Consider the following 12392-nt stretch of genomic DNA (forward strand, 5'->3'; position numbering starts at 1 on the left):
GCGGAGGAGATTTTGAGCCGTGTTGTTTGGCCAGGCTCGCGCATTGCGGCGCATTATAGCCGTAAAAGAGGCATCCTGTGAGAAGCAACGCGACTTTCCGCCTTGCGGATAAAGACGCTCCGGCATATATTGATTACACTATGCGTCACGCATTTTTCTCAGTTCAGACCTTGTGGGCGCGGAAGCAGCCTGCGGGAAGGCATATAAGCCCTGCATGGCCGGCCTTGCAGGGGTTTTGCGTGGTCTATGCGCTTCTGGCCTGTCTGCTGCTGAGCGGCTGCGGACTGTTGACCACGACCGCCGCGGACTCTGCCGGGGACATGGTCGCAGCCGAGCCGGAACTGGATCCGGCCTGGCAGGGCACGCCCATCCCCTATGCCCTGCGTATTGAGGTGCGCGACGGTCCGGCCTCTCTGGCGGATAAGATGAAAGCCGCCAGCCAGCTCGCGCAGCTTGCCAAGGAACCGCCGGACAGTATGCTGGGCCTGGAGCGCCGGGCCCGCGCCGACACGGAAACCGCAGTCAGGCTGCTCCATTCCCAGGGATATTACGACGGCAAGGCCGCCTTCAGTCTGGATGCATCCGCGTCCCCGTTGCGCGTGACCCTTGTGCTCACGCCCGGTTCCCGCTATGTGCTGGGCAGGGCCGCGGTGCGTTATGTGCCCGCGCCCGCGGTGCCGGACGCCTTTAAGGATCGGGTCAGGGTTACGGGCTTTTGGGGGCTTGAGCGGGAAAATCTGCCGCCGCCCTCCTTTCCCGACAAGCTGCCGGGCGTGGAGATCGGCAAGCCGGTCACGGCCGACGCCATGCTGGCGGCCGTGGAAGCCCTGCCGGAACAATTGCGCCGCGAAGGCTATCCCCTGGCCAAAGTGGCGGACGCGCGCTACAGCCTGAACCGCGAGGCCCGCCAGCTCAATGCGGACATTGTGCTGGACCCCGGACCGCCCGCGCTCATGGGGCAGATACGGGTACAGGGCGCCAAAGAGGTCAATGCCGAGTATTTGCAGCGCCTTGCGCCCTGGACGCCGGGCGAGCAGCCCTGGGACAGCGCCCTGCTGGATGCGTATGCCGACACCTTGCGCGGGCTGGGGCTGTTCGCTTCCGTTGAGGCCAAACCTGGCGTGAAGGTGCCCGACAGGGCCGGGCGCGACGACGGCGTGGCCGTGCTGCCCGCGGATATTTCCGTGACTGAAGCGGCCTTCCGCTCCATCAGCGGCAGCGCCCGCTATGATACGGATACGGGCCTGGGCGTGGAAGGCGTCTGGGAGCACCGCAATCTCTTCCATAATGGCGAAAAGCTCACGCTCACCGCGCCCATTGCCACGGAAATGCAGGGGCTGAAGGCGGCTTTTGAAAAACCGGCCTTTCTGGAGCGCGAGCAGCGTTTGCTGGCCTCGGCCTCGGCCCTGCGCGAGGACACCAGCGCCTATCTCAAGACCGCGGCCGGCGCTTCGGCGGGCATTGACCGCCGCCTTGCCCGGCAGTGGTGGGGCGGCCTCAGCCTGTTCGGGGAGGGCGGCTCCCTGAAGGACAACGAGCATGAGACCAAAGCCTACGGCGTCTTCAGCCCGCGCGCGCATCTGCGGCGGGACAGCCGCAACAATGTGCTCAATCCCGGCAGCGGCTCGGAAATCGAGATCAAACTCCAGCCCTTTACCGGGTATTACGAAGAAGGCTTCAATGTCCTGGCGGGCACTGTGGAGGCCAGCTTTTATTATGCGCCCTTCAGGAAAAAGAACCAGCCCGACGATACGCTGATTCTGGCCGCGCGCGTGGAAGGCGGGGCCATGAGCGGAGCGCCGCTGCGCGCCATTCCGTCCAGTATGCGCTATTACGCGGGCGGCGCGGGCTCGGTGCGCGGCTATGCCTATCAGGCCCTGGGCCCCCGCGACAGCGAAGATGATCCCCTGGGCGGTCGATCCTACCAGATCGTCAATCTGGAGGCGCGCTTCAAGGTGTCGGAACATATCGGCATTGTGCCCTTTCTGGACGGCGGCATGGTCTACAAGGACGAGTTTCCGAGAATCATCGGGGACATGGATTGGGGCGCGGGCCTGGGCCTGCGCTATTACACGCCCATCGGCCCGGTGCGTCTGGATGTGGCAGCGCCCCTGCGGCGGATTGCGGGCGATCCGCCGCTGCAAGTGTATATCAGCATAGGACAGTCCTTCTGATGAGCGCGCAGAACAACGCGGCCGCGCCGCCGCAATCCTCCCCGCCTTCGCCGCAGCCCGGCGCGCGCCGCTCTTTTCGCCGGGCGCGTCTTGTGTCGGGCCTTTTGGCCGCGCTGCTTCTTTTGCTGGTGCTGGCAACGGCGGTCGTGATTTTTCTCCTGCGCAGCGACGCCGGGCAGGCCTGGCTGACCGAAAAGCTCAACACGGCTCTGGAAAGTTCCCTGGCTGCAAGCGGGCTGCGGATCAAGATCACGCATCTCTCCGGAGCTCTGCCCTTTACCGTGAACTTTGGGATCACGGCGGCCGACGCGCACGGGATTTGGCTCAATGCGCCGGAAAACAGCTTTGTCTGGGACTGGCGCGCCCTGCCCCAAAGCGTGCGCATTGCCCTGCTGCAAAGCCGCAATGCTGTTGTTTCGCGCCTGCCGGATCTGCCTCCCGGCCCGGAAGAGCCGCCCAGGCCCCCCCTGAGCGAGCAGGAATTGCGTCTGGCTCTGGCGGACGCGGCCCGGACCTGGACTGATCTGCCGGGCTTGCTGCCTGCCCTGCGCCTGGAAAAATTCTCCCTGGAAAACCTTGCCCTGCCCCCGGACATTCTGGGCGGCGCTGCGCCGGGCCGGCCTGACGGAGCCCTGCTCGGCAATCTGGAGGCCGGGTTCGCGGCCGGGGCGGCGGGCGCGCGCCTGCAACTGGAGGCCCGGCTGGCCGGTGCGCAGGGCAGGCCGCTGGCTTTGCCCGGCCTGAGCAGCGAGGCCCTGCAAGCCACGGTTACGATCCGGGCGCGGCCCGAAAAAAACAGCCCTGAGGGGACATCCGACGAGCGGACACGCCTGAATCTGGAGGCCCATGCGGAGGCGCGCGCGGCGCGGCCTGTGCTGCGCGACGCGGCTTTGCCCGAAACCCTGCTCGGCACGGAAGCCCGCCTGACGCTCGCGCTCACGGCCGGACTGGAGGCCGGAGCCACGGGCCCGGCGACTGACGCGCGTCTGGGCCTGGACTCTCTGGAGCTTGCCGCCGGCCGGCTCGCCATGAGCGGGCGGGGTGTCTGGCAGGGGGGCTCGGAAAGCTGGCTGGACGGGAAAGTGGACAGCGCGTTGCATGTCCGCCTGAATCCCGCGCTCCACAGCGCCGTGATTGCGTCCGCTCCCTCGTCCGGAGGCACTACAGACGCGGCGGCCATGTCCGCCTCTGACCCGGCAAAGGCCGGGCCGCGGGATCCGTTTTCCGCCCTGCGCGCGCCATTGAGCCTTGATCTTGTGGCGCGCGGATCGCTCGGCGCGCCTGATGTCCGGCTGACGCTGGCCTGCGCGGCCCTGGCCTCCGGCGGGCATGAGCTGGAGGATCTGAGCCTGGTGCTTGCAGCCGCGCCCCTGGCCTGGAAAAAGGCGCTGGAACAGGGCGAAACCGGCGCGGATCTGGCCCTGCGCGCCCGTTTGGATCAACAGCCCGTGAGCCTTGAGACCCGTCTTTTTGCGGGGCGCGGCCTGCACGGCGCGGACGACGCCCTGAGCGCCGGTCTGCGCCGCTTGCATCTGAGCGCCGCGGGCCTGACGGCCGAGGGCCAGGTTACGGCCCTGCTTGTGCCTGAAAAAATGCCCGGCCTGGACGGCAGCCTGCGCCTCCGGGTCACGGACTGGCGGGCGTTGTCCGCCTTTGTGCCGGGCAACAGGCTGGACGGAGAAGCGGCCCTGGAACTGACGCTGCGCTCTGCCTCGCAGCAGGGGCAAAACGGGCAGGAGGTCCTGCTCGGCTTTTCCGTGCCCCGCTTCAGCCTCACGCCGGGGCAGGGCGAGGCTCTGCGCCTGCGCGGGCTGACGGGCGAGGCACGGCTTACGGATGCCTTTGGCCAGGCCAATCTTGCGGCGCGTCTTGCCCTGGCCGGACTCAAGCAGGGGCAATGGGCCCTGGGAGCCGAGGCCACGGCGCAAGGGCCCCTGCAAGGCCCGCTGGAGGCGCAGATCAAAACCACGGGCGGCGTGCGTTCCCATGTGCAGGCGCAATGGCGGCCCGGCCGATGTGAGGTGCGGACTCTGGATCTGCGCGTGCCCGGGCGAAAACTGGGCCTGCGCGCCAGACGCGCTCTTGAAGTGCGCTACGGCGACGCGGGGCTTGCGGTGTCCGGTCTGGATCTGGCGCTTGCGCCGTCGGGCGCGGTGCGGGCGCAAGGCGTGCTGAGTCCGGACAAGCTTGATTTTTCCGTCAACGTGGATCATCTGGCCCTGGAGCCCTGGCGCGCGCTTGTGCCCGGCCTGCCCACGGGCCTGGTGGAGGCCCGCCTGCGCCTGAGCGGCAGCCCGGCCGCGCCCGGCGGGGACTTCCGGGTACGCGTGCATAAGCTGCGCGTGCCGGGCAGCCCGCTGGCGCCCCTGGATTTGGCGCTGGCAGGCGGCATCGAGCGTTCCGCCGCGGGCAATGCGCTGGCCGCCCGCCTGGAATTGAACCCGGAAAGCGTGAAGGCTCTGGGCGGCAGTCAGGCGCGTCTGCGCGTGCGCCTGCCCCTTGTGTTCGGGGCCGACGGCCTGCCCCGGCCCGCGCCGCGGGGGCCCTTGCGCGGGCAGGTGCGCTGGACGGGCGCGGTGGGTCCCCTCTGGACCCTCTTGCCCCTGGCGGATCGGCGTCTGGACGGGCAGGTGGCCCTGGCCCTGGATCTGGGCGGCACCCTGGCTGATCCGCGCGTGCGCGGCAGCCTGCGCGTGGACAAGGCCCGCTACGAGGATTTGCTGCTGGGCGTGCTGCTCACGGACATCAATCTGCGCCTGGATCTGGCAGAGCGCGGGAAAAAACCGGGCTCCCAAAGCCCGGTGGGCGGCATATTGGCCGGGAGCGGCCTGCGCCTGGAGCTCACGGCCGCCGACGGCCTGGGCGGCAGCCTGCGCCTGGCGGGCACGGGCGACGCGGACGGCCGCAATCTCAGTATTCAGGGCAGCCTCAACCATTTGCGGCCCTTGCGCCGCAGGGATCTGCGCATCGATCTCTCCGGCGGGGCCCAGGTCACGGGCAGCGCCTTTGCGCCGCAGGTGCGCGGCGAGATCGTGATCAATCAGGGCGCGCTGCTGCTCAACAAGCTGGCGCGCGGCGGCGGCATCGCCACCCTGCCTGTGCAGGACGCCGGCGAAGCGCCCGCGCCTCCGGCCAGGGCCCGGCGTCAGGCCGCGCCCGCCGCGGCATCTCCGGCCGAAGGAGGTAGCGGCCTTCTTGATATGCGGATTCGCGCGCCCGGGCGCTTTATGGTCCAGGGCCACGGCCTGACCAGCGAGTGGCAGGCCGATCTGCTGGTGCGCGGCTCGTTGGCGGACCCGCTGATCACCGGCGAGCTGCGGGCCATATGCGGCAATTTCAATTTTCTGACCAAGGATTTCAAGCTCACGCGCGGGGTGATCACCTTTGGCGGGGGCGCGTTGTCCAATCCTCTGCTGGATATTGTGCTGACCTGCGAAACCCCGGATATCACGGCCCATGTGAATATCAGCGGCACGGTGAGCACAATGAAGCTCAGCCTGAGCAGCGATCCTTCCCTGCCCCAGGAGGAGATCATCTCGCGCATTCTGTTCGGCCGCAGCACTGACGAGCTGGGACAGCTGGAGGCCCTGCGCCTGGCCGGGGCCGTGGCCCAACTGGCCGGTTTCGGATCGGGCGGGGCCGGGATCTTCGACTTTACCCGGAAAACCCTGGGCGTGGACGTGCTGCGCATCAATTCGGCCTCCGGAGGGCCGGCCGATGATCCGGACGCCGCGGGCCCCAGCCTGGAAATGGGCAAATACATCAGCGATCAAATCTATGTGGGCGTGGAGCAAGGCATGAAGCAGGACAGCACGGCCTTTCTCATTGATCTGGAACTGACGCCCCGCACCAAGCTTGAGCTGCGCACCGAGCAGGAGAACACCTGGGGCGGCATCCGCTGGAAGTACAATTATTAGAGCGTCTTGCTCATGAAATTAGCTAAACGCCCTACTAGAGCATTTTTTGATTGAAAATATCCATTTTCAATCACTTCGCTGCCATCATTTCGCGTCCAGGCTTCAGCCGTTGCGACGAAGGAAGCTACGGATGGAGACAGCAATTAGTTACCACAAAAAACATGCAACGAAACCGCTGTCGCCAGAGCGTTTAGCTAATTTCATGAGCAAAACGCTCTAATTAAATGCGTCTGCCCTGGCGTAAATGCGGGGGAGGGCTTGACGCATTTCCTCCTTCTCCCTTATATGAGAAGGTCATCTTTACACCCCCTCCGTGGTACGCATGAACGCACTGGAACTTTTTCGCAGCCATAGACAGGAAGTGGCACGCCTCTGGACAGAGGCGGTCTATTCGACATATCCATTTGAAACAAAAGGGTTTCTTCGCACACGAGAGGATCCTTTCGGCAATCCCGTGGCGCACATGACCAGGGAGGCGGCGGCGGCGGTTTACGATGCCGTGGCCGGCGAAGACGTGGACATGGAAACAGTGAAGGGCGCGCTGGAGCGTTTCGTCAAACTGCGCGCCGTGCAGCAATACCTGCCCAGTCAGGGGCTCGGCGTGTTTTATCTCATGAAGCCCATTTTGCGGCAGCGCCTTTTGCCTCTGTGTGCCGCTCAAGGGGAGCTTGACGCCTATCTGGAGGCGGAATCGCGCCTGGACAGCCTGACGCTGCTGGCGTTTGACATCTATGTTGCGGCGCGTGAAACCCTCGCGGAGTCACGCATCAAGGAAATACGCAACCAGCACGCGCAGCTGGCGCGCTGGGCGCAGCAATTGGAGAACGGCCCGTCCGATCCGCCCGGCTCATCCGGCACGGAGGGGCACTGACGCCGCCAGGGCATGGCGCGGTGCAAGACGCCTGGAATGACTGTTCTTCTCAAAAGCCCGCTGGGGGCTTTTGAGACAACTTTAGTGGAAGTGAGGTAGGGAATGTTTTCATCATTACTGCTGGTGCTGCTCACAGGAGCCGTCGCCTGGGCGGGAGCGGCCGCGGGGTTCGCCACCCTGTTCGGCGTGGCGCTGCCGTATGTGGCGGCGGTCGTCTTTATTGTCGGCATGGTCTGGCGCATGGTCTACTGGGCCAAATCGCCGGTGCCCTTCCGCATTCCCACCACCGGCGGGCAGGAACAGTCGCTTGATTTCATCAGGCAGAACAAGATCGACTGTCCCAGCACGACCTGGGGCGTGGTGAAGCGCATGTTTCTGGAAGTCTTTTTCTTCCGCTCCCTGTTCCGCAATACCGTGGCCGACGTGCGCGAAAACGATCCCGTGAGCAACGGGCCGCGCAACATCTATTACTCTTCCCTGTGGCTGTGGTTTTTCGCCCTGCTCTTCCACTACTGCTTCCTGCTGATCTTCATCCGCCATTTCCGCTTCTTCGTGGAGCCGGTGCCCGCGGCCGTCACTTTTCTGGAATCCATTGACGGGATCATGCAGGTGGGCTCGCCGCGCTTTTACTGGACCGGCGGCCTGGTGCTCGTGGCCCTGCTCTTTCTTCTGGGGCGGCGGCTTTTCAATCGCCGCCTGCGCTACCTCTCCCTGCTCAATGACTATTTCCCGCTCTGGCTGCTGATCGGCATCGCGGGCACGGGTCTCTGCCTGCGCTACTTCGACAAGACCGAAATCGCCCAGGTCAAGGTGTTCATCATGGGGTTGGTGCGCTTTGCGCCCGTAGCGCCCGATGGCATCAATGCCATGTTCTTCGTGCACCTTACCCTGGTCAGCGTGCTGCTGATTTACTTCCCCTTCTCCAAGCTCGCGCATATGCCGGGCGTGTTCTTCAGCCCCACCCGCAACATGGCCAACAATTCGCGGCGGGTGCGGCACATCAATCCCTGGAATCCGCCCAAGCAGTACTTCACCTACGCCGAATACGAGGATGCCTACCGCGACGCCATGGCCGAAGCAGGCCTGCCGCTGGAAAAGCAACCCGACAAGGCCGCCGAGTAAGGAGTCGTAATCATGGCAAAGTTACCTACGCCGCAAATGCTTGTGGCCAGCCGTCCGGCTTTTCCGGAAAAAAGCTGGCTCGACACCAAGCCGGAATTCACGCCGGGCAGTTTCTGCTACCCGGCCAAGAAGGAAACCATGGAACTTCTGCATATGCCCAATCCCCACGAGTGGGATCCGGCCGCGGAAGACTGGAATCTGCCCGAAAACTGGGAAAAAATCCTCTGCGACGCTTTTGCCGAGCGGCTGGAAAAACACCGCTCGCTGAAGCTCTTCATGGACATCTGCGTGCGCTGCGGGGCCTGTGCGGACAAGTGTCATTTTTTCCTGGGCACCAATGACCCCAAAAACATGCCGGTGCTGCGCGCCGAACTGCTGCGCTCGCTGTACCGCCGCGACCATACCATGCTCGGCAAAATTCTGGGCAAAAAAGCAGGCGCGCGCAGCTGGGACATGAGCGTGGTCAAGGAGCTCTTCTACTACGCCTACCAGTGTACGGAATGCCGCCGCTGCTCCCTGTACTGCCCGTACGGCATCGACACTGCCGAAATCACCATGATCGTGCGCGAACTGCTGCATGAGGTGGGCCTGGGCATTCACTGGATCATGGATCCGGTCAAAAATTGCAGTTTCACGGGCAACCATCTGGGCATCCAGCCTCACTCCTTTGTGGAAATCGTGGAAATGCTGGCCGACGACTGCGAAACCGTGACCGGCATCCGGCCCAAGACGCCCTTCAACAAAAAGAATGCCGAAATCCTCTTCATTACGCCATCGGGCGACGTGTTCGCGGATCCGGGCATCTATACCTTCATGGGCTATCTGCTGCTCTTCCACGAGCTGGATCTGGACTACACCTTTTCCACCTATGCCTCGGAAGGCGGCAACTTCGGTTCCTTCACCTCGTTCAACATGGCCAAGAAGCTCAACGCCAAGATGTACGCCGAAGCCGCCCGCCTGAACGTCAAATGGATCCTGGGCGGCGAGTGCGGGCACATGTGGCGCGTGATCAATCAGTACATGGATACCTACAACGGCCCTGCTCCGTCCAACATGGAAATTCCGGTCTCGCCCGTCACGGGCACGGTGTTCAGCAATGCCGCATCCACCAAGATGGTCCACATTGCCGAGTTCACGGCCGATCTGATCCACCACAACAAGCTCAAGCTGGATCCGAGCCGCAACGATTATCTGGTCACCACCTTCCACGACTCCTGCAACCCTGCGCGCGGCATGGGCCTGCTTGAGGAGCCCCGCTATGTGCTCAAGGCCGTCTGCAACAACTTCGTGGAAATGCCCGAAAACACCATCCGCGAGCAGACCTTCTGCTGCGGCGCGGGTTCGGGCCTGAACACCGAGGAAATCATGGAACTGCGCATGCGCGCGGGCATGCCACGCGGCAACGCCCTGCGCTATGTGCAGCAGAAATACGGCGTCAATCACATGGCCTGCGTCTGCGCCATCGACCGCGCCACCCTGCCGCCGCTGGCCGATTACTGGGCGCCTGGGGTTTCGGTGAGCGGCTTGCATGAGCTCGTCGGCAACGCCCTGGTCATGAAGGGCGAGAGCAAGCGCACCATGAATCTGCGCCAGGAAGACCTGCCCGGCGTGGCGGAGGACGAGCCGGAGGAAAGCCCGGCGGATGCGCCCCGGGCGCAGGGGGAGGGCCAATAAATGTATAACGCCAAAGCTGTCATTATCGGGATCGTCATCTTTGTGATCCTGTTCACCTCTCCGTTCTGGATGAGCTTTCTGGGGCAATCCTACACCAATCCCGGCGTGGTGCTGCCCAAGGACGAAAAGAACTGCATTGAGGATGTGGAATTCATGCGCGCCCAGCATATGCGCCTGCTCGACGAGTGGCGCGATCAGGCCCTGCGCAAGGAAAATCGCGTCTATGTCTCCGCCAGGGACGGCAGGAAGTGGACCATCAGCCTGCAGAACACCTGCATGAAGTGCCACACCAACTACAAGGAATTCTGCGAGAAGTGCCACGTGGCCAACAGCGTCTATCCCTATTGCTGGACTTGCCACATTATTCCCACGGAGGGCAAGTGATGAACAGGAGCAGAAGAAGCTTTTTGAAAGTGGCGGGGCTTTCGGCCTTTGCCCTGAGCAGCGGGATGGCGGCCCTCACCGGCCTTGCGGGCACGGCCCAGGCCCAGATTGCGCCCGGGCGCTATGTGCGGAATGAAAAATCCCTGACCGCCAAACGCTGGGCCATGGTCATCGACACGCGCCAGTTCCGGGGCCCGCAAGACTACGAACCGCTGATCGAGGCCTGCCACACGGCCCACAACGTGCCGCACATTCCCGGCAATCAGAACATCAAATGGCTCTGGCTGGACAGTTACCCCCATGCCTTCCCGGACGACATGAACGCGCACATCAACGACAGAACGCGCCAGGCCAGTTATCCGCTGCTCTGCAATCACTGCAGCAACCCGCCCTGCGTGCGGGTCTGCCCCACGCAGGCCACCTACAAGATGGAAGACGGCATTGTGGCCATGGACTATCACCGCTGCATCGGCTGCCGTTTCTGCATGGCGGGTTGCCCCTACGGCGCGCGTTCCTTCAACTTCAAGGATCCGCGCCAGTTCCTGCCCGATCCCGTGCCCAACCCGGCCTTTCCCACGCGCATGATCGGCGTGGTGGAAAAATGCAACTTCTGCGTGGAGCGCCTGGCCGAAGGCAAGATGCCCGCCTGCGTGGAGGCCTCGCGGGGCAAGCTGCTCTTCGGGGATCTGGAAGATGCCAACTCAACGGTGCGTCAGGCCCTGGCCGCCAATTACAGTATACGCCGCAAACCCAACCTGGGCACGCAACCCGGCGTCTACTACCTTATCTAGGGAGAACAGGCCATGCTTGAAAAACTGCTCACCGGTCCCAAGACCTACTATGTGTGGCTGCTCTTTCTGCTCTGCGTCATCGCGGGCTGCGGCCTTGTCTACTGGCAGCAATTGCAGACGGGCCTGACCATCACCGGCATGAACCGTGATGTGTCCTGGGGTCTGTACATTTCGCAGTTCACCTACTTCGTGGGCGTGGCGGCCTCGGCCGTGATGCTGGTGCTGCCCGCCTATTTCCACCACTACAAGAAATTCAAGCGCATAATCATCTTCGGCGAGTTCATGGCCGTGGCGGCCGTGGTCATATGCGCCCTGTTCATCGTGGTGGATTTGGGGCAGCCCCAGCGCATGCTCAATGTCATGCTCTACCCCACGCCCAATTCGGTCATGTTTTATGACATGATCGTGCTGATCGGCTATCTCTGCCTGAATATCGTCATCGGCTGGGTCACTCTGGAGGCCGAACTGCGGGACGTGGAACCGCCCAAATGGGTGAAGCCGCTGGTTTACCTTTCCATTCTCTGGGCCTTTTCCATCCACACGGTCACGGCCTTCCTCTATGCGGGCGTTCCCGGCCGTCACTACTGGCTGACGGCGATCATGGCCGCACGCTTTTTGTCCTCGGCGTTTTGCTCCGGTCCGGCCATCCTCCTGCTGCTCATGCTGCTGCTGCGGCGGCTGACCGGCTTCGAGCCGGGCAAGGAAGCCATCAGGACTCTGGCCACGATCATTGTCTACGCCATGTGCGTGAACGTCTTCTTCTATCTGCTTGAGCTCTTCACCGCCTTTTACAGCCAGATTCCGGGCCACATGGAGCCCATGCTCTTCCTGTTCGCCGGGCACGGCGGGCATCTGGCCTGGGTGAGCTACTGGATGTGGGCCGCGGTCATCATGGCCTTTGCCTCTTTGGCCCTCCTGATTCCGCCGCAATGGCGCACCGGCCCGCTGATGCCCGTGGCGCTGATCATGCTGGTGGCCGCCACCTGGATCGACAAGGGTCTGGGCCTGCTTATCGGCGGCTTCACGCCCAATATGTTTGAAGCCATCACGCCATATATGCCCACGCTCAAGGAAATTGTGGTGGCGCTCGGCGTTTATGCCGTGGGCGCGCTGGTGCTTTCCCTGCTCTGGAAGATCGCCCTGGCGGTCAAGAAAGAAAGCGGGCATTTCGGAGATTGACGATTCCTGCCGCATGAACTTCCACAACGCCCCGCGCCCAAAAGCGCGGGGCGTTTTTGCTGCCCCGGCCCGTTTGCCCTCTGTGAAGAGCTGCGCCAAAAGTTCCCGGCATCCGCTCCCCTGCGCCGGGGGATTCGCTGCCAACAATGCGACATGCTTGACTTTCAGGCCCCGGCCTGTGCATACTGAGCCATCTCGTCTTTCCTTTTTCGCCAGAGCATTTTCACCTTTACCATGCTCTCGGCCGGATTACCTTTGAAATTTTACAAATTTCAAAGAT

The 12392-nt window shown here is 63.5% G+C and carries 8 protein-coding genes; all 8 read left to right on the top strand.

Annotation, left to right across the window (positions count from 1 at the left end; translation table 11 throughout):
* Nucleotides 1-239 precede the first annotated feature (239 nt).
* The 8 genes from G7Y51_RS03695 (at nucleotide 240) to dsrP (ending at nucleotide 12112) form a co-directional block, all read left to right on the top strand.
* The gene (locus G7Y51_RS03695) at nucleotides 240-2174 is read left to right on the top strand and encodes a BamA/TamA family outer membrane protein (protein ID WP_241160121.1); all 1935 of its coding nucleotides are present in this window, start codon (nucleotides 240-242) and stop codon (nucleotides 2172-2174) included.
* On the top strand, nucleotides 2174-6091 hold the full coding sequence (locus tag G7Y51_RS03700) for a translocation/assembly module TamB domain-containing protein (RefSeq protein WP_165175040.1): 3918 nt from the start codon (nucleotides 2174-2176) through the stop codon (nucleotides 6089-6091). The genes G7Y51_RS03695 and G7Y51_RS03700 overlap by 1 nt, the downstream gene beginning before the upstream one ends.
* 322 nt (nucleotides 6092-6413) lie before the next feature.
* Nucleotides 6414-6962, top strand: coding sequence for an RsbRD N-terminal domain-containing protein (locus G7Y51_RS03705; protein ID WP_165175041.1), 549 nt, complete (start codon nucleotides 6414-6416; stop codon nucleotides 6960-6962).
* A gap of 102 nt (nucleotides 6963-7064) precedes the next feature.
* Nucleotides 7065-8084: a sulfate reduction electron transfer complex DsrMKJOP subunit DsrM gene (gene dsrM, locus G7Y51_RS03710; protein WP_165175042.1), complete on the top strand. Its 1020-nt coding sequence runs from the start codon at nucleotides 7065-7067 to the stop codon at nucleotides 8082-8084.
* Between the two features lie 12 nt (nucleotides 8085-8096).
* The gene (gene dsrK, locus G7Y51_RS03715; protein WP_165175043.1) at nucleotides 8097-9758 is read left to right on the top strand and encodes a sulfate reduction electron transfer complex DsrMKJOP subunit DsrK; all 1662 of its coding nucleotides are present in this window, start codon (nucleotides 8097-8099) and stop codon (nucleotides 9756-9758) included.
* Complete coding sequence (dsrJ, locus tag G7Y51_RS03720; protein ID WP_165067491.1) at nucleotides 9759-10142, top strand: sulfate reduction electron transfer complex DsrMKJOP subunit DsrJ; 384 nt, start codon at nucleotides 9759-9761, stop codon at nucleotides 10140-10142.
* Complete coding sequence (gene dsrO, locus G7Y51_RS03725) at nucleotides 10142-10933, top strand: sulfate reduction electron transfer complex DsrMKJOP subunit DsrO (RefSeq protein ID WP_165175044.1); 792 nt, start codon at nucleotides 10142-10144, stop codon at nucleotides 10931-10933. The genes dsrJ and dsrO overlap by 1 nt, the downstream gene beginning before the upstream one ends.
* Nucleotides 10934-10945: 12 nt before the next feature.
* The gene (gene dsrP / locus G7Y51_RS03730) at nucleotides 10946-12112 is read left to right on the top strand and encodes a sulfate reduction electron transfer complex DsrMKJOP subunit DsrP (protein WP_165175045.1); all 1167 of its coding nucleotides are present in this window, start codon (nucleotides 10946-10948) and stop codon (nucleotides 12110-12112) included.
* The last annotated feature ends 280 nt before the right edge of the window (nucleotides 12113-12392 follow it).

This window comes from Desulfovibrio sp. ZJ369 (genome assembly GCF_011039085.1).
In the GTDB taxonomy this organism is placed as follows: Bacteria; Desulfobacterota; Desulfovibrionia; order Desulfovibrionales; family Desulfovibrionaceae; genus Desulfovibrio.

Excerpts from the sequence above, each read along its gene's own strand:
- G7Y51_RS03700 (WP_165175040.1), top strand. The coding sequence starts at position 2,174 with ATGAGCGCGCAGAACAACGCGGCCGCGCCGCCGCAATCCTCCCCGCCT.
- G7Y51_RS03705 (WP_165175041.1), top strand. The coding sequence starts at position 6,414 with ATGAACGCACTGGAACTTTTTCGCAGCCATAGACAGGAAGTGGCACGC.
- dsrM (WP_165175042.1), top strand. The coding sequence starts at position 7,065 with ATGTTTTCATCATTACTGCTGGTGCTGCTCACAGGAGCCGTCGCCTGG.
- dsrK (WP_165175043.1), top strand. The coding sequence starts at position 8,097 with ATGGCAAAGTTACCTACGCCGCAAATGCTTGTGGCCAGCCGTCCGGCT.
- dsrJ (WP_165067491.1), top strand. The coding sequence starts at position 9,759 with ATGTATAACGCCAAAGCTGTCATTATCGGGATCGTCATCTTTGTGATC.
- dsrO (WP_165175044.1), top strand. The coding sequence starts at position 10,142 with ATGAACAGGAGCAGAAGAAGCTTTTTGAAAGTGGCGGGGCTTTCGGCC.
- dsrP (WP_165175045.1), top strand. The coding sequence starts at position 10,946 with ATGCTTGAAAAACTGCTCACCGGTCCCAAGACCTACTATGTGTGGCTG.